The sequence below is a fragment of the Bacillus sp. SRL337 genome, from assembly GCF_984799155.1.
Map to the genome: position 1 here is coordinate 4,026,003 of NZ_OZ481793.1, position 17,564 is coordinate 4,043,566.

19 protein-coding genes are annotated in these 17,564 nt (G+C 35.2%); 1 reads left to right on the forward strand and 18 read right to left on the reverse strand.

Going from position 1 to position 17,564, the window contains the following annotated elements:
• Positions 1–20: 20 nt before the first annotated feature.
• Genes AC4E8A_RS20340 through pseB form a run of 7 tightly spaced genes read right to left on the reverse strand, consistent with a single transcriptional unit; the run spans position 21 to position 6,694 of the window.
• Positions 21–1,400: an NAD(P)-binding protein gene (locus AC4E8A_RS20340; protein WP_490195603.1), complete on the reverse strand. Its 1,380-nt coding sequence runs from the start codon at positions 1,398–1,400 to the stop codon at positions 21–23.
• 20 nt (positions 1,401–1,420) lie between these two features.
• The gene (locus tag AC4E8A_RS20345) at positions 1,421–2,107 is read right to left on the reverse strand and encodes a WbqC family protein (RefSeq protein WP_490195604.1); all 687 of its coding nucleotides are present in this window, start codon (positions 2,105–2,107) and stop codon (positions 1,421–1,423) included.
• A gap of 15 nt (positions 2,108–2,122) precedes the next feature.
• Positions 2,123–2,719, reverse strand: a complete 597-nt coding sequence (locus tag AC4E8A_RS20350; RefSeq protein ID WP_490195605.1) for a methyltransferase — start codon at positions 2,717–2,719, stop codon at positions 2,123–2,125.
• 2 nt (positions 2,720–2,721) lie between these two features.
• Positions 2,722–3,804 (reverse strand): UDP-2,4-diacetamido-2,4,6-trideoxy-beta-L-altropyranose hydrolase, encoded by a 1,083-nt coding sequence (pseG, locus tag AC4E8A_RS20355; protein ID WP_490195606.1) that lies wholly within the window; start codon positions 3,802–3,804, stop codon positions 2,722–2,724.
• A complete protein-coding gene (locus AC4E8A_RS20360; protein WP_490195607.1) occupies positions 3,801–4,538 on the reverse strand; it encodes a cytidylyltransferase domain-containing protein in 738 nt (245 codons plus the stop codon). Before AC4E8A_RS20360 ends, pseG begins: the two co-directional genes overlap by 4 nt.
• Before the next feature lie 5 nt (positions 4,539–4,543).
• The gene (pseC, locus tag AC4E8A_RS20365) at positions 4,544–5,695 is read right to left on the reverse strand and encodes a UDP-4-amino-4,6-dideoxy-N-acetyl-beta-L-altrosamine transaminase (RefSeq protein WP_490195608.1); all 1,152 of its coding nucleotides are present in this window, start codon (positions 5,693–5,695) and stop codon (positions 4,544–4,546) included.
• 30 nt (positions 5,696–5,725) lie between these two features.
• Positions 5,726–6,694 carry a UDP-N-acetylglucosamine 4,6-dehydratase (inverting) gene (pseB, locus tag AC4E8A_RS20370; RefSeq protein ID WP_490195609.1) on the reverse strand — a complete coding sequence of 323 codons (969 nt, stop codon included), beginning with the start codon at positions 6,692–6,694 and terminating at the stop codon, positions 5,726–5,728.
• Positions 6,695–6,918: 224 nt separating this feature from the next.
• Between pseB and AC4E8A_RS20375 the strand changes: the two genes are divergently transcribed.
• Positions 6,919–7,860 (forward strand): IS30 family transposase, encoded by a 942-nt coding sequence (locus tag AC4E8A_RS20375; protein ID WP_490193931.1) that lies wholly within the window; start codon positions 6,919–6,921, stop codon positions 7,858–7,860.
• Positions 7,861–8,141: 281 nt separating this feature from the next.
• Here the strand turns inward: AC4E8A_RS20375 and AC4E8A_RS20380 are convergent, their stop codons facing one another.
• The 11 genes from AC4E8A_RS20380 to AC4E8A_RS20430 all read right to left on the reverse strand — a co-directional run bounded on the left by AC4E8A_RS20380 (position 8,142) and on the right by AC4E8A_RS20430 (position 17,472).
• Positions 8,142–9,389: a motility associated factor glycosyltransferase family protein gene (locus AC4E8A_RS20380; RefSeq protein WP_490195610.1), complete on the reverse strand. Its 1,248-nt coding sequence runs from the start codon at positions 9,387–9,389 to the stop codon at positions 8,142–8,144.
• A complete protein-coding gene (locus tag AC4E8A_RS20385) occupies positions 9,386–9,748 on the reverse strand; it encodes a DUF8042 domain-containing protein (protein WP_490195611.1) in 363 nt (120 codons plus the stop codon). Before AC4E8A_RS20385 ends, AC4E8A_RS20380 begins: the two co-directional genes overlap by 4 nt.
• Before the next feature lie 5 nt (positions 9,749–9,753).
• Positions 9,754–11,544, reverse strand: coding sequence for a motility associated factor glycosyltransferase family protein (locus AC4E8A_RS20390; RefSeq protein ID WP_490195612.1), 1,791 nt, complete (start codon positions 11,542–11,544; stop codon positions 9,754–9,756).
• 66 nt (positions 11,545–11,610) lie between these two features.
• Entirely contained in the window at positions 11,611–12,429 is an 819-nt protein-coding gene (locus AC4E8A_RS20395) for a flagellin N-terminal helical domain-containing protein (protein WP_490195613.1), read from the reverse strand.
• A gap of 152 nt (positions 12,430–12,581) precedes the next feature.
• A complete protein-coding gene (gene csrA / locus AC4E8A_RS20400; RefSeq protein ID WP_490195614.1) occupies positions 12,582–12,803 on the reverse strand; it encodes a carbon storage regulator CsrA in 222 nt (73 codons plus the stop codon).
• Positions 12,804–12,806: 3 nt separating this feature from the next.
• Positions 12,807–13,256, reverse strand: a complete 450-nt coding sequence (gene fliW, locus AC4E8A_RS20405) for a flagellar assembly protein FliW (protein ID WP_490195615.1) — start codon at positions 13,254–13,256, stop codon at positions 12,807–12,809.
• A gap of 40 nt (positions 13,257–13,296) precedes the next feature.
• Positions 13,297–13,851 carry a DUF6470 family protein gene (locus AC4E8A_RS20410; protein WP_490195616.1) on the reverse strand — a complete coding sequence of 185 codons (555 nt, stop codon included), beginning with the start codon at positions 13,849–13,851 and terminating at the stop codon, positions 13,297–13,299.
• Between the two features lie 115 nt (positions 13,852–13,966).
• A complete protein-coding gene (gene flgL, locus AC4E8A_RS20415) occupies positions 13,967–14,845 on the reverse strand; it encodes a flagellar hook-associated protein FlgL (protein ID WP_490195617.1) in 879 nt (292 codons plus the stop codon).
• 13 nt (positions 14,846–14,858) lie between these two features.
• Positions 14,859–16,454 (reverse strand): flagellar hook-associated protein FlgK, encoded by a 1,596-nt coding sequence (flgK, locus tag AC4E8A_RS20420; RefSeq protein ID WP_490195618.1) that lies wholly within the window; start codon positions 16,452–16,454, stop codon positions 14,859–14,861.
• A gap of 17 nt (positions 16,455–16,471) precedes the next feature.
• A complete protein-coding gene (locus AC4E8A_RS20425; protein ID WP_490195619.1) occupies positions 16,472–16,969 on the reverse strand; it encodes a flagellar protein FlgN in 498 nt (165 codons plus the stop codon).
• A 62-nt stretch (positions 16,970–17,031) separates the two neighbouring features.
• Positions 17,032–17,472 carry a YaaR family protein gene (locus AC4E8A_RS20430; protein WP_490195620.1) on the reverse strand — a complete coding sequence of 147 codons (441 nt, stop codon included), beginning with the start codon at positions 17,470–17,472 and terminating at the stop codon, positions 17,032–17,034.
• Between the last annotated feature and the right edge of the window lie 92 nt (positions 17,473–17,564).

Genomic DNA, 17,564 nt, shown 5'->3' on the forward strand with positions numbered 1-17,564 from the left:
CCCCTCATTTAAAGTTTATATCAAATTAGCATAGCCTTCTTAAGTTCCCAATATGCCGTTGTTAAAGAATCTTCCATAAAAAAGCTCTTACCACTTGATTTACCCAGAGTTTTCATATTGATAAATGATTGATTTAGAAATTCCTCTAATCTATTGGTTGGCTCAATCAAATTAGTTGTTAAGACTGGAAAACCATTTTTCAATATGCTCGAATCCTCAAAAACTAAATGGTTTTCTTTAGATATTATTCCCATTTTTATTAATTCCTGATGAATCTCTTTAGTGGTAATCTCATTTAATTCCTCATAGCTCCCTATAACTTCCACAGTACAATTATTATACGACCTGTTCTCAAGTTTAGTATTATTCAAGTTTGGGTATAGAGTAACTCTATATGACTTTAGTGATGTGTCATGGCAATAAATATAATGGTTTCCTATTAAAAATGGGGATTTAAAAACAAAATTAAAAAACTTTACCGACCTCATTTTTGGTGGATCATCAAATTTATACTTAAGATTACTCACCTTTATTAGAGAAATTGGGGACACTGTATAGATTAAATAATCACATTGGAGTGTAGTATCATTCCTTAGTATTACATTTTTAATCCTTTGGTTATCATGTTCGATTTTTTTTATAGAAGTGTTATCCATTATGTGTATATTCATATCTCTAACCGTTTTCACTAGTTGGTTAGTCCATTCGCTAATCCCATTTCTTTTTGGATAGAAACTTTTATATGGAGATATACCTTGTAAATAACTTGTGAAAGCCAACTTTTCATTATAAAAATCAATACTTTTTAAAGTATCAGTTGTGAATTTATCACCACAGATTAATCTATTTAGCCCAATTAATAAGTGTGCAGTTAATTGTAAATTACTTAGTTTTTCCCCATAAAATTTTTCTAAGATTGGAGTGAAAACATGTTTAGTAAAAGTTTCACCGAAAAAGTTCTTTAAATATTCTTCTGCAGATGAATATGTATTAGAACTGATTTTAGTACCAATCAATTCGGAAAATCCACGATAAAAAATTTCATCATTCAACTTTGTAGTGTCAATAAATTGACTATCCTTATTCAAATGTCCTCCGAAAAAATTTCCTACTTTTAAGTAGGGATATACATTCCATTCATTTAGATTTAGAGAGCCATATAGTATACTATCTAACTCTGCAAGACCTGTTTCTCTTGGTATATGAGTACCATAATCGAAGGAATATCCATTTTCATAGTTTTTGGACGTTAGGAGACCACCCAAAGATTTGGCTTGTTCAATTAAATAAACTTCATACCCTTGTTTTTTTAATAATATTGAGCACACAATTCCAACTATACCGCCACCAACTACAACTATATTTTTCATATTCTTCTCCTGTATAAAAATTTCCAACATTTTATTTATTATATATATTTCTAATTAATATAATACTCAGCTGAGGAAAAGCCTACATTTGCAATTAAATCAATAATAGAAAGAAAAGGAGTAAAAGCGTGATTACTTTGTTGTATATACTCTTTAAATTCATAGTTTTGATAGGTAAGTTTAACCGATGAATCACGAAAAAGCCCTTCTTTTTCAATATACTCTTTTGAACCATTGGCACTAATATATTCGCTAACCCCTAAATATTTACATATATTAAGCAAATATTCTGATTTAGCACCTGTAACAGGAATCTCACTGCTTACCATTAATTCAGTTTTTATATTTAAATGTCCTATTAGTTGTTTGATTAAATCTTTATTTAATTCAGAAAGATGTGAGTGTTTTTTTTCAAGACTACTTCTAATAATATCAATTACTTCGCGTCCATGTAAATGCCTTCCATATGAACCTTGGATTGTTTGGATATGATCCTTGATCCACTCTTGACTATAATCAATTATAACTTCGTTTATTAACTGATTACTCTTTCCTTTAGTCTTTACAGGAACGGTCAAGTATTTTTCTTTACAATCCAAGAGTATTCTATTTCTTTGTTGCCAAGATCTTTTATTAAATTGAACATCATCTAAAAAGATAAAACAGTCCACAGAATTTAATAAATTAAAGTAACCTGTCCAAGGTAAGTAAGTTGGCTGCATAATTGCACATTTCATAAAATAACCACCTAATTATTTGAAATAAATATAAACAGTAAATTCAAACGGTATTGTATCTTTTTTTAATTGATATTCATTTCTTATAGTGATATAGGGTGATATGTTATCTTTTACAAACTTAATAACATTTTCAGGCTTTTCATAGAATAATCCCTTATCATAATAATCAACATAAGAACTCAACATATTAAATGCTATCCCTTTAGACGCATTAGAAGCAAGTCTTTGTAATGTTTCTTTATAAAAATCCATATTATTATTAGTTTTATTATTAAAGACACCGCTTATAAAAATATAATCATAGATGTTCTCACCTAGTTGTTCTTCTAACAAAAATATATGTTCGGGAAATTTTAATTTCGCACAGTTAATCATTTCTTCAACTATATCTACACCTGTATAGTTAACCTTGACAGATTGGTCATTTAAATAAGATGCTAAGGATGCCGTACCACATCCAAAATCTAATATTTTTGAATTTTGAATATCATCAATTTCTGTTAGAATTTGAAACCTTTTCTCTTGTGTTTCTTTACTAGACCATTGAGCAGAGAGATATGTGTCTCCATATTTGTTAAACAGTTTCCTGTAATGTTCTTTAATGTTCATAACTATAAATTTTCCTCCTGATGTAGAAAATCCACGATTCTTCTTGTTCCATTTCCATCAAATAATTTTTTACCAATGTTAATCATTTCATTAATGTTTTTCTTATCCATATTTAATACTCTACCAATTGTTGCTATATAATCTATAATAGTTGGATTCACTAACATATAAAATATACCTAACTGTTCTAATTCCTTCATAGGTTTTACTTGGTTTTCAGCAATTGGTACTACTATACTAAATAACCCTACACAACATCTTTCCCAGGTAGTGCTTCCGCCTGCACCTACTGCTAAATCACAACTACTCATTAACTGCGCCATATTTTCAACATTTGTGTAAAGAATAAACCTTTTATCCTTCTTATATTTCTTTTTAATTGTTTCAATATGAGGATTAGCATATCCCAAAACCACATGCACTTTATATTTATTTGAATTCGGTAACCTTTGAAATGCACTTAATACCTTATCTGTTTCATTAGTTAGATCGACACCACCAAAATAAACAAAAATTTCCCTTATAACACTTTCTTTTTTTGCAGTTTTCAGAAGTTGAGTATTTTTAAATTCACTCCTTAAGAGTGCATATTTGGGTCCTAATAGGGTCATACAATTCTTAGGTATTAAAGGGTCATATCTCTTTTCATTCTTGAAAAAATTCTGATCTAATAAAATGTCACATTTATGGACTCTGTTTGCTAAGTCATCTATTACGAATAATCGTTTAACATAAGATCTTACAAGACTTTCCCATTTAATATCTATTCCATAATGATCAATAATTAGGAGATCGACTTCTGCCATTTCTGATATCATTGAAATTGTCTCTTTCGCATCATTTTCCCAATTAATCTCTAACCAATCTCTTGAACTCATTACCTCAAAATGATTAATAGGGGCTGTCAATTCTTTAACTCCATAGCCACGTTTCTTTATATGTGTAATTAAGTTCCCGTTTAACCTTCTACAAATGAAAGTGACATTATTCCCTGTCCGCTTTAACTCCTCAGCTAACGTTAGAGTACGCATTACATGGCCAGAACCAATATTTAGAGATGAATCAGTTCTTATGGCTATATTCATTGTTCACACATACTTTTCTGAGTAATTTTTGAGTTTATTTGACTGAGATGTGGATTGTTTTTTAATACAGTTATTATATCGCTAAGAGTATACTCATAACCTTCTTCTGGTACTAATCTTTCCAATAGTGATTTTATTAATGTGTAATCTTCTTGCGTATCAACAGTAAGGCGATAATTACTGTGATTCTCATCGTTAAAAATAAATTTTAACTTAAAATGATTATTTTCATTATATATATATGGAGTTACATGTTCTTTTTCGCATCGTTTGTTAGCATTTTTTTGTGCTATTTTTAATACGGCATACGAAAAAACTTCTACATCCATGCCCCTTGGGTATGAATTATCAACCGAGTTTGATACATAATCAAAATTACCAGAAGCAAACACTTTTACTACTTCATCAATGATTCTATAGTCAATAAGTGGGCAATCAGAAGTTAGACGCACAATTACATCCACATTGTATTTCTGAGCAGCCTCGAAATACCTAGATAATACATCATCTACTGAACCTCTATAATACGTGATAGAATTTTCTTCACATAATTTTACTATTGAATCATCTTGTTTATCGATAGTAGTAGCAACAATAATCTCAGTAACCTCTTCTGATTTTTTCACTCTCTCAATTTGATATTCTAATAGTGATTTACCTAATACAGTCTTTAATACCTTCCCTGGTAATCTAGTTGACCCCATTCTGGCCTGAATTATGGCTGCAACCTTCATTTTTTTCACTTCTTTCTATATTTTTCAACAGTATTTAATACAGCAATTATGACATCATTTACATCCTTAGTGGTCATAGCTGGAAATAAAGGAAGGGTAATAATATTCTCATATAAAATTTCTGCTTTAGGACATAACCCTTTATCATAGCCTAATTGTTGGTAATATGGATGGTAGTAAACAGGAATATAGTGTACATTAACCCCTATATTTTGAGCATGTAAATCATTAAAAATTACTTTACGATCCACTGACAAATGATTGGGGTTTAGTCTGATTACATATAAGTGCCAACTAGAAGTACTTCCCTCCTCTTGGTAAGGTGTAATTATTTCCTCTATATCTTTAAACGCTTTATTATAAAGATTCACATATTTAGTTCTTATTTCTATAAAGCTATCCAATTTTTTCAATTGACTATTACCTAGAGCAGCTTGTATATCTGTCATTCTATAATTAAATCCTAAAAATTCCATTTCATAAAACCAGGCTTCCTTACTAGACACATTTCTAGTTATACCATGGGAACGGAACTGAATAAGTTTTTGATAAAGTTCCTTGTGGTTTGTGGTAATCATTCCACCTTCACCCGCCGTAATATGTTTTACAGGATGAAAACTAAACATTGTCATATCACTAAGGGAACCAGTTTTATCTCCCCAATATGATGCACCTAATGCATGAGCAGCGTCTTCAATTACAGGTAAGTTATATTTTTTAGCAATTTGATATACAGCACCTAGGTTAACTGGTTGACCAGCAAAATTAACAGGAATAATTGCTTTTGTCCTCTCTGTTATGTGTCTTTCTATTAATAGAGGATCTATATTATAGGTTCTCTCATCAATGTCGCAAAAGACTGGCTTTGCTCCTTGATACAACACACAATTCGCTGTTGCAGCAAAAGTCATTGGTGTTGTAATTACTTCATCACCTTGGCCAATCCCTGCTGCAAAACAAGCACCATGTAAAGCTGCTGTCCCGCTAGAAAAGGCAACAGCATATTTGGCCCCAACATAATTAGCTACTGCTTTTTCAAATTGTTCAATATAAGGGCCAGTTGTTAAATAATCTCCTTTTAGAACTGTTATAACTTCTTCAATATCATCATTATCAATCCACTGTCTTCCATATGGTAACAACGATGTCCTCTGCATAATTTCCACCCCTAAAAAAAGAAGAAATGATTATACTTCTTCTACTAATGATTTTAATTCATCAATAGTTAACCAGTGATTATTTGCATCACTAGTATATCTAAAGCCCTCTGGCAGTTTCTTGCCTTCTTCGTTAAATTCATTTGCCCACCATGGAAATTCAGGAGTTATTACATAATAATGACTAAACTCTAATGTCCGTCTCGCATCATCTTCTGTAACCATTGCCTCATGTAGCTTTTCGCCAGGACGAATTCCTACGTTTTTAATATTGCAATTGGGTCCAATTGCCTTTGCAAGGTCAGTCACTTTCATACTTGGAATTTTCGGAACGAATATTTCACCACCACTCATTCGCTCCAAGCTATCAATAACAAACTGAACCCCTTGATCCAATGTAATCCAGAAACGTGTCATCTTGTCATCCGTAATTGGTAATTCACCCGTTATAGCCATTTTCTTAAAGAAAGGAACAACACTTCCACGACTCCCCACAACATTTCCATATCTAACTACCGAAAATCGTGTATCTTTTTCACCAACATATGAATTGGCCGCAACAAATAATTTATCAGAAGCAAGTTTTGTAGCACCATATAAATTAATAGGTGCAGCCGCTTTATCCGTGCTCAAAGCGATAACCCTTTTTACTTGGCGGTCAATTGCAGCTTCTATTATATTCTGAGCTCCATATATGTTTGTTTTTACTGCTTCAAAAGGATTATACTCGCATGCTCCAACATGCTTTAAAGCAGCAGCATGTATCACTATGTCCACGCCGTCAAAAGCTCTATATAGTCTTTCTTTATCTCGGACATCACCAATGAAAAACCTTATCCTCTTGTCATTTATTTCTTGAGCCATTTCAAATTGCTTTAACTCATCTCTACTAAAAACTATAATTTTCTTAACATTTCGCTTAAGTGCTTCCTTAACAAAATTTTTACCAAAAGAACCTGTACCACCTGTAATCAAAACTACTTTATTAGTTAATGTCATGTTCTCATTCCTTTATGCAATTAATTTATTTTATTTTCTCACGTTCTGCTCTAAGCAGTAAACGCCCAACACTTTCCATTATCATGTAGATAAATTTAGTGTTTTTCCTGGTATGTTTTTTTTTTATTTTGTAGATTATCATATTAAGTCGAACGGCTCGTAAATTAAAATAGCTCAAGTGGGTACACAATAGTTAACGCCAATCAACTAAGGAGTGTTCCCAAATGAGCTATACCCATATCGTACCACAGGAACGTGTATTAATCGAAAGTTATTGCCTGGAAAAGAAATCGCTGTCTTACATTGCCTCACAGTTGAAAAGAAGCAAAAGCACCATTCATTACGAGCTAAAACGCTGTAAACCTTATAATGCCCTGCAGGCTCAGCTCGACTACGATGCCAAGAGGGAAAACTGCGGTTCTAGACGCACGGTCCATCAAGAAGATATTGACTATATTTTGACCAAACTTAAGCTAGGCTGGTCGCCTGAAAGCATTGTAGGCCGGTATTGTAAAATGCATAAGAACCCTTTTCCAATCAGTGTATCAAGCATTTACCGGTACGCTGCCCTCGGTCTGTTTAAGCTGTCCCAAAAGCTTCTGATTCGAAAAGGGCGGAAGTTAAAAAACAACATGACGGAAACGCGAGGCAAGATGCCCCGTCTTAAAAAAATTCATGCTCGTAGTGCGCCTCGAAGCCAAGTCGGGCATTGGGAAGTCGATACAGTCATTGGCAAGTCGCACAAAAGTCAGATTCTCACGTTGACCGAACGTACCAGCCGGTTTGAGATTATCTATAAACTGTCAGCAAAAACGGCGAGTGAAACCGCCCAGTCCATCATCCATGTGTTGAAAAACTTGCCTAAAAAAGTGGTGAAGTCCATCACCGCAGACCGTGGCAAGGAATTTCATCTTTGGGAAGAAGTGGAGAAAGGGCTGGAAGTTCCCTTTTACTTCTCGGATCCCGGCAAACCAGGTCAGCGTGGTACCAATGAAAATAGCAACGGCCGCATTAGGCGCACATACCCAAAAGGAACTGATTTCAGCCGGATGACCCAGAAGGACATTATGGACTTTCTCTTGACGTTTAACCAGGTCCCCCGGAAAGTGCTCAATTATAATACGCCATTTGAGGTATTCATGAATTTCTTGCCGTGTTCGACTTGAGTTGACAATTTATATTTTTATATTCACCAATTATTTATACTCAGAAAAAAATAATTGCCTTTACTCAAAAAAACCTATATCATATATCGGGTAAACCTAAACGATAGTTTATGGCGTCGTGAGCTATTTTAAATATAATCAAATCTCATTTCCTTATGAAAATGTTGCATTTATAAATTTTTCATTAAACACCTAAGTGTAAGGGAATAGAAAATGACATTCTTGATTATGAGTTATCCTTGAAACTCCTAATCAAAGAATGTCACCCTTCACCAAAAATATTAGAACTGTCTTAGGTAAGTTTTAAAATCCTCATGCTTCCATCCATTAATATAAACCCCTCCCTCGGTGCAATTCCAAAATTCCAGATTACTTTTTCCAATTATATATTTTTCAAACCAATCTAAATAAATTGAAAGATTCTTCGAAGTATAGACTTCTCCATTTTGATAGTAATTTTGTCTTTTTCTAAGGAATGCTGAATCTACTAATTTTCTCTTTCCATGAGTGTCATCTGCATGGCTCTCTCCATAGGTGAACGCTAAATCTTGACCTATTAATGCAATTTTCTTAGCTCCTAAATAGACCATTACATCTAATAAACCGGTAGCAACTGAACCTCCTGTATGTAATAATGGTTCGCCTCTTTTATTTGCTTCTTTCTCAGCTAGTTCAAATCCATCTTGCCATAATATATATCGCTGTCCTTGAAAATTATTTACTGCACTATTATTAGCTGTACATAAATAAAGAAGAGTGGAATTTGCAGTTTCATAACCTGAAAACTGTTGAACCATGGCTTCCTTTGGGTCCGAAATCATTACAAAATCAGGAACTACCCCCGCCTTCATAAGGGGTTTGTAGGCTGTACCTACTGCCCCAATGGTAAACCGCTGGCTTAATGATGCCTTTTTTAACAATGGCAATTGCTTGGTTAAAGATGGACCAGCTGAGACTAATATCATTAAATTGTTATCTGGTCTTTTAAAATTTGTTATTCCCGGATCATTTAAACTTTTATTCAGAGAAAAATTTTCATGAAATTGATGTTTTTGATCTACTAATGTACGCTCGTGAAGTAAATAATTTTCAAATTTTTCTTGGATATTTTTATAATGATCAGGGAAAAGTTTTAAAGTTGGTTGATAAATTATGATATTTTCATCTAAATATGAAATGAATTTTTCAAATCCACCTTTACTATTTATTGAGTGGTAATCAATTTTTTCATTTGATTTCAAATCATCTATCAACCCACTTTTGAATAACCACTCAGTGTAATTCTCATTAAAATCAAATACAACTATTTTTTCAACATCAACTTCAGACAACAGTACTCTGATATGGTGTCCAGCGCCCATTCCTACAACAACTATATTTGATTGGTTCTTTTTCTCAGCTTCAATTCCACTTACCCACTTATAGGCTTCCCTAATAGGATCATATCTACTATGTAAATAAAATGAATCGTTTTCAATTGTCACCCTTACAGTTGGATCTGTTCGAGTTTCTATGACTTCACATTTCAAGACTTTTCTCCATTTAAATTATCTAATTGTTCTTGCCACGAAATCAATATCTCTGCAACTTCATATTGCAACAAATCAGCTAATAGAACAAAATCCTTTCTTCGAAAAGCATCTTCTGATTCACGAAGAACTTTGTTCATTTCATTGATATTTATATCGTTAACAAATCCTAGGTTCTCCATACCCCTTAATGACCTTATCGTCCATCCTAAACCTTCAACAATGTTCTTAAACAATTCAAAGGCTAACGTCTCATCATTTTTTATTAACAAATCAACTTCATTTTCTATAGCAGCAATCAACTTTGGTAGATACTCTCTTAGAAAGTTAATATTATCCTTTATTAGTTCTTCCATCATATTACTCACTCCTTGCTTATTTCCTTTGAAATATTCTTTAATAATTCATCATACCAAATGATAGATTTTTCTGAAGAGGTTTTTATACCTTCATAAAGAGCAATAGATTTTAAAAATACTCTCTTTTGTTTTTCATCACTTGTTTCAGCATCTTTTTCTAGAAAATTATTATTCACACTAAAGATAACCTCTTGAAATAAATAAAATAATAATTCGTTTTCAAGTATTATTTTCAGTCGCTTATCCAATTTATTCAGTTTCCGAATGATACTATCTGTAAATTCAGGGTTCTCTGGATTTAATTTTAATAATAAATGAGAAGCTTTATTACATAGAATACGAGCTTTTTCACTTTTTTGTCTTTCATCCACTACAAAATTATATAATTCTTTCCATTGTTCTTTTGTTTTCTCTATAGCAAGATCGTTTAGTAATGAAGTAAAGTCTACATGTACTGGCTGCTCACAATACTCATTTAAAAATGATTTGAAGGAACGGTTCTCGACTCCTTCAATCCATGCTCCTCCTTCCGTACAGTTGAAAATATTTGTATGTCCATTAATTTGGTTAATGTACTTTAAGTAATTCTCAAAACCTACTTTCATGGAAAACAAAGGATAATCAGTTAACACTTCTTCCCCATAATAACCATTTACCTTAAACATCTTTCTTTCTTTTATTTGCTTTTCATCAATAACAGCATAATTTTCATTTCCTTGTGCATGTGTTACATTATCCGTATAAGCCAAGTCTTGGCCAATTAAACAAATAGGTCCTGTTGTTAATTTATTTGCTATATCTAAAGAAAAATTAGCAACAGATCCTCCACCTAAAATTTCTCCAACATCATACTGAAGTATATCATTAATTATTTTTCCACTTTGACTATGACTTTTATTATTAAAGATAACCTTCTTGCCTTTATGTAATTTTAGGATATCTTTATAAATCATAGAACTGTAAAATAGGGGGACATCAAAATCTTTAATGTTTTCAAAATGCTTAAGATTCCCTTCCCCCCCATCTATTGAAACAACTGCATCTGGTATTATCTCATTATTTAACAAGGTATTAATTGTTGAACCTGCACAAAGAAGAAAAAATTTATCTCGTTTTTCTTTAATAGAGGGGATTTGTTTGTTTAAAGAAGGTCCTCCAGAGGCTATTACTATAGGACAGTTTAATTTCCCACTTAGTAGAGAGAATGGAATCGATTCATAAGCTGAAATTATATTATTTATAAAGTTTCCTTGCCAATCATCAGCAAACTGTCTTAATGTATTACGATTGACAACTTCTAACATTAACACTTCCTCTATTTTCAACATTATATGTTTAATAAAACGAGGATACACTTTATCGTAATTTGGAGAAATGATTAACTGGATTCGATTATTAAATTGAGTTACAACAGAAGATAAGTACGCTTCAAGCTCTTCAAACGCTAAACCCGAAATGATGGTTATTCTTTCCAATCTATCAATGCAACTATTTTCACTTATCACTTTTAATACTTTTTCATTTGGCTCAACGATTAGCAACCTTTCATTATTATCTAATAAAGAATGTAATTCTTCTGCAATATAACCTGAACCTAATCCTAACAGAATATGAAGGTGATGTTTTTTATAATTATTAACACTTATTTTTTGGGCTTCATTTCTAGGATAATATTTACTGCTTGTTAAATAGCCATCAACTTCTACAATCGGCAAGTTGTCTCTTGATTGTATTATATTAATATCTGTTGAAATTTCTTGACATATTATGCTGTATAATTCGTTAGTTAATCGCAATATGTATACCCATCCTTGTAAAGAAAATGGGCAACCCTTATTAGGTTGCCTCATCTTCAAATTCTATTAACGAAGTAGTTGAAGAACCCCTTGTGGCTGTTGATTAGCTTGTGCAAGCATAGCTTGAGCAGCTTGAGAAAGGATGGAATTTTTAGTTTGAGCCATCATTTCTTTTGCCATATCAACGTCACGGATACGTGATTCTGCAGCTGTTAGGTTTTCTGCTCCTGTGTTCAAGTTGTTGATTGTATGCTCTAAACGGTTCTGGTAAGCACCTAGCTTAGACCGTTCTTCAGATACTTCTTCAATTGCATCATTAATTCTTGTTAATGTAGCTTGGGCATTAGTTGATGTATCTACTTTAATTGAAGAAGAAGTTCCAATGCTTAAGTCAGAAGCCTTCATCCCATTGATTGACAAGGTAATTGTTTGTCCTGAGTTAGCACCAACTTGGAAAGTATAGCTACCACTAGTTTGAATTAGTTTCTGAGTATTGAATTCAGTTTCATCGGCAATACGAGTGATTTCAGTTTGCAATTGAGTTAATTCTTTAGAAATAGCTTCTCTATCTTTAGTAACATTAGTATCATTAGAGCCCTGCACTGCTAGTTCACGCATACGTTGTAAAATAGAGTGAGTCTCATTTAAAGCACCTTCAGCAGTTTGAATCAGCGAAATACCATCCTGAGAGTTTTTAGAAGCTTGTTCTAATCCACGGATTTGCCCACGCATTTTCTCTGAGATAGATAAACCAGCTGCGTCATCTCCAGCTTTATTAATACGAAGGCCAGAAGATAATTTTTCCATAGATTTAGCTTGTCCACCTGACGCGCTGTTCAATTGACGATAAGTATTAAGTGCCGCAATATTATGATTGATTCTCATTATAAATTTCCTCCTTGAATGTAAAGTTCACTTCCTTGTGAACTGTTAATTAGTTTGCGAAGAGTACGAAAGGTCGGCCGCCCTTTGTTGCTCTTGCTTACACTATTATTATCGGAGGATACTGAGAATCTTTAATAGTTTCGACGATTTTTTTATTCTTTTTTTGCCAGGATGTTGAAGAGATCGCTGATTCCTTTTGATGCCTCGGCATTTTCTTCTTGTATGGCTGCGTAGATTTCTTTTCGGTGGATTTCTATGTGTTTGGGTGCTTCGATTCCAAGTTTGATTTGGTCTCCTTTGATTGAGAGGATCGATATTTCGATATCTTCTCCTATTTGAATGGCTTCTCCTTTTTTTCTTGTAAGGACGAGCATGGTTTATCCCTCCTGACTCTGCTTTTGAGGCTGCTGGAAGATGAAGTGCTTTGTTTGAAAGTTGGTTTCGTTTAAGATGACTTGCTTAGCTTTATTGTTAGCCAGGTTTATTATTACTGGTGCTTGAAGATTTGTTGTGGTTTCATGGAGCGGCTCTTTCACGGTTACAATGGAAAGCACCTTGATATCCTTTTCTGCCGGTTCGTTCAGGTGATTAATTGAACTTGCATCCAGTTTGAAATCAAGGTCCTTGAAAAATATGAAAGGGTCGGTTACTACGAAACCAAGTTCAGGTGTGTTGACAGATTGAAGAATATTGAACCACTCATTTTCAGGTAATGGGAGCAAAACAAATTCTTTTTCATCACCGAATCCTGGTATTCCTTGGCTGAACTTCAATATATCTTTTTCATCAATTTCGATACTGCCATGATATTTTGTTTCTATGGTCATTTCATAACTCCCTTTCTACTATAGGTAAATCTTTGCAAAATTACACACTAAAATCAAATTGAATCGAGTTTTGCTGCAGAAGGTTAAAATCAATGGTTCCAGGCTGGTATTGAATAATTGGTTTTTGCGGTGTTATTTCGCTTACTACATCCTGAGTCTGGTGAGTAAGGTTAACGGATCCTGGCTGATAGTCAATTCTAACACTGAACGGAGAAGGGATGAAGTCAATGCCAAACTCATGTTTTGGAAGCTGGCCGTTACGTTTTGCTTGAGCAGCGATTGCTCCTCCCCCGTTCTCAATTTTCATCAGTTCACTGCCTTCTTGCGCTGTTTTGGAGAGATATTGAGCCCAAGCCTGATACCCCTCCTGTGCTATTTCTTTATTTCTTCTTAATATCCCCTTCAGATTCATGTCTGCCCACGCTTCTGTTTGGTCGATTGTCAGTTTTCCTGGAATTTGCCGCATGTGGATAGATGGCTGAGGCTGGTGAAGGTTAACTTGTGCTTTTGGCTGTTGTATTTGAATATTGGCCCTTGCTTTTTGTATACCCAATTGGGCATTAGTGGTTTGTATCTGCAGCTGTGTCATTCTCATAATAATCACCTCATTGAAAAAGCTGTCCACTGTTTTCTCACACATACAATGGACAGCTCGTGATCCTGCTGATTATTTTTTATTTATAATAGCCATCCAAATTCAAAGGCTGATTTTACCTTAGGAAATCCATCAGTGTCGGCTGGATGATTTTACCACCGACGCTCAAAGCAGCACGGTGGATGCTTTCTTGTGTCGTCAAGTCGGTTATTACTTTTTCTATTTCAGCATCTTCATTGTCAGATAAAATACGGTTTGCTATGATTCCCGTCTGTCCTAATCGGTTTTCAATCATTTCCAGACGATTGTATCTGGCGCCTAGTTCAGATCGTTCCGCCTGCAGTGAATCGATATTCACATCAAGTTTTTCAAGCGCAGTATTCATCTCATCCGAACTATAGCCGCCTTCAAATAACTTAACGACATTTTGAAGGTTTTCAAATAAGTCCTGATTGAAGACTTTCCCGGGATTGATGTTGGCCTTCAAGTTAACTCCATCCGACACTGTTACCTTATAATCCTCTGTATTCAGTGAAACGGTAGGAGGGGTTCCGTGTTGAACCGGTGCAGCATCAACATTCGTTCCGTTAAAAATGTATCTGCCGGAAATTTTGGTGTTCCCCACTTCCACCAGATCCTGCTTCAATTGTTCAATTTCCTTAGATATGGCTAACCGGTCCTGCTCACTGTTCGTTCCATTCTTCCCCTGAACGATCAGTTCCCTTACTCGCTGAAGGGCACTGTTAGCCTGTGAAAGCCCAGCCTCAGAGTTATCCATCCAGAGATATGCCTCTGAAGTGTTACGCTGATACTGTTCCACTTCACTTAAATTGGATCGGTAGAACATTCCTTTCATTGCAACGACCGGATCATCCGATGGCCTTGTAATCTTTTTCCCTGTAGCCAGCTGGTCTTGATATTTTCCCAGTCGTTCATAACTTTGACTCAGATGCCTTAATGAGTTGGATGCAAGCATTCCTTGTGTTACACGCATATCATTTCACCGCCTATCTTCCGCCGGTACCCATACCGTTGATTATTTTATCAAGTAACTCATCCTGTAATGTGATCATTCTGGCTGAAGCATTATAAGCATGCTGGAATTGAATCATGTTAGTCATTTCTTCGTCCAGAGAAACTGCACTAGTTGACATCCTTCTTTCTTCAACTGCCTGCCTCAATGTCCCGCTATTTGCTGTTAGTCTTAATGCATTCTGTGTATCCACAGCCATTCCGCCTACAAGGACTTCAAAATAGTTTCTGAAACTGGCTTTCTGAGAGTCTGATGCGGTTCCATATTCCAACTCTTTGTTAATGACATCAGCCAGTTCCAATAACACGCTTGCGTCTCCTGTTGTTGCTTCTCCGGGGACTGTCCCGTCTGCGTTTGCAATGTTATCAAGACTTGCTTTGATCTTATCTGAAATTTCTATCCGGCTGGCGAATCCTTGTTTATTCGTATCAGCCAATGCTCCACTTTCTGAATCTGCAAAAAAGTCAATTGCTAAATTAACAGGTTCAGTCTCCCCGCTGGCATTTTGATAGTTGATTTCATTTGGACTCATACCATCCGAATGGATTTCATTAAACTTTTTTGCAAAGGTATAAGCCAGATTATCTAATTCTTCAAGCATCTTTGGATAATCTCCGGTTCTCGTTCCATCAGCTTTTTGCATACCAAATGATTCTATTAAGGCCTTTAATTTTCCGTCCGATTTAAAATTTTCAATACTTGTTGTCGTTCCATTGATGGTTATGCCAGTCACATATGTATCAGGGACTGCACCGGCCGTTTCGACTGAAACTTCTTGATACCCGCCGATACTTACCACATTAGCAATTTTAGAGTTATTTCCGTCAACAATGTTGATGACTGCCTTTCCTTCTGCAATATCCAGCGAATTACCACCTGAAGATTGGTAAGAAACATCGATATTCACTAATTGTGACAAACGGTCAATCAGTCTATCACGCTCGTCATATAAATCATTGGGCAAATATCCATTTGGCTCTACATCACCGATTTGCTCATTAATATTATGGATTTGGGTCACTAAAGAATTCACTTCTTTTTCAGTAATCTGAATTTCATTCTTTAAATCCTGGCGTATTCCTGTTAAAGAATTAGAGAGATAGTTGAAAGTTTCAGCAACCGCTATCCCCCTTTGCCTGACTACTGAACGGGCACCGGAATTCTTAGGATTGACAGCCAAGTCCTGCAATGACTGCCAGAACATGTCCATCGTCTTGGCCAGTCCCGAATCCGAAGGTTCATTCATGATTTCTTCCATTTTCGTGAGTGATTGCGCTTTTGACTCCCAATAACCCAATTTGTTATTCTCTGCACGGTACTGCACATCCAGGAAGGAATCCCTGATACGCTGAATGCTGCCCGCCTCAACACCAGTTCCCATTTGGCCCGGCATTTGCGGCCGATTAATGGCTGGTGCCGGGTATGGTTCCGTCTGTTGGAAATTCAGCCTTTGCCGTGTATATCCCGGCGTATTGGCATTCGCAATATTATGGCCGGTAACACTTAATGCACCTTGCTGGGTGAACATTCCCCGCCTGGCCGTTTCCAATCCGTGAAAGGTAGAAACCATTTGTAAAACCTCCTCTTTTATGCCTTAGAGTCAAATAAAGACCGGCTGTTTGACTCTTCTTCTAAATCCCTTTGGTCTTTTGAGTAGTTGGGTGATTCCTGCCTCCCCATCAGCAAATCCAGATTTAAATTTATAAACTGTAAAGACTGATTAAGAAGACTTTGATTGAATTCATTTGCATTTTTCAACTCTTTTATTGTTTGAAGGAGCTCCTTTTGAAGTCCCTTTAGTCTTTCAGTATCAATAAAATTGCCAGCTTCCAAGATCTGCGAGATGGATATTGAACCAGATTCAGATTCAGCAAATATGACAAGTTGCCGCTGGAGGTTTTCCCGTTCGTTATTCAACATCTCAATTGCCTTTATATGTTTAATTTCATCCCTTAAATTCTTACCGAGGGATTCAACGTCCCCTTCTTTAAGGATTTCCGTCTTCCGCACCGCTATCTCCAGCAGGCTTTTATGCAAGACAAGTAGTTTTTCAAGAACTGTAATCAGGTTGACTTCTGCAGACAATTGAATCCACCTCCTATTATGCTCATTTATTATATCGGCATGTCTCTACCGGTTTAAAGCTATTAGGTGTAAATGTTGATCAACATTCCCTGAACCTCTCCTACCATGTTCAGGATACTCAAACTTTTGGATTCTTTTTGCAGGACTTCATTTGTAATATCAATCAACTTCCTGTCCACTTCTTTTACAATCTTGTATACTTTGGTCCTTCCCCTTCTATTGAAACCACGCTGGTCTTCAAGCTGCAAGGCATTGTTCACAGCTTCTTCAAGAAGGGATTTGACCATCTTTTTATATTTAATTAGATCTTCCACTGTGCGGGATTCAGCAAGGACCCTACCTTGATCTTCAATATCTTTTGCCATGGCAGCGAATTTTTCATGCAGCACGTTAGTCCGTTTCTTTGCCATTACTTCTGAAAAGCTTACCGATTCAGCTGCAGCCTCTTGCTTCTTGACAATTTTTTGGCCCGAGTTCACTTTACTTACTTTTTGTATATCCAAAAGGATCACTCCAAACATTATTCTACTAATCTCACTCTATTGTAATGTAATGGTAAACAAGAAAAAAGAGGAAGAGCCATGGTATGACTTTC